Origin of the sequence: Catenulispora rubra, from assembly GCF_015356825.1 — a bacterium.
GTDB lineage: Bacteria > Actinomycetota > Actinomycetes > Streptomycetales > Catenulisporaceae > Catenulispora > Catenulispora rubra.
This window is the reverse complement of record NZ_JAACYW010000765.1, coordinates 1-425: the sequence shown is the minus strand read 5'-3', so window position 1 is coordinate 425 and position 425 is coordinate 1. Positions and strand designations below refer to the sequence as shown.

Sequence of the window (425 nt, the reverse complement as noted above, 5' to 3'; positions counted from 1 at the left end):
GCGCACGCGCGAGCCCTCCGACGCGGTCGGCGTCGAAGGGCTCGCGGTCGGGCCGGCCTGAGCGGTCAGCCGGTCAGCCGGGTCAGCAGTCAGCCGGTCCGGACGTCAGGCGGTCAGGCGGTCGGCGCGAGGTCCAGGCCTGAGGTGCTCTGGCGCGGCGCCTCGGCGGTATCGGCGTCGGCTGCCGCCTCCGGAGCGCCGGCCCCGGCGCCCCGCAGCCCGAACACCGCCACCAGTAGCGCCGCGACCAGCAGCGCTATCCCGATCGTGAACGCCAGGTGGTATCCGCTGCTCAGGGCGTCCGCCGGGTCGTGGCCGGCCCGCAGCAGGTGCGCGGTGCGGCCGGCGGCGAGCGTGGACAGCACCGCCGCGCCGACGGCCGCGCCGATCTGCTGCGTGGTGTTGTAGAGCCCGGAGACCACCCC

General features: G+C 76.9%; 1 pseudogene. It reads right to left on the bottom strand.

From position 1 onward, the window contains the following. Positions 1-113: 113 nt before the first annotated feature. Positions 114-425, bottom strand: a pseudogene (locus tag GWK61_RS55320) (MFS transporter); the annotation flags it as partial.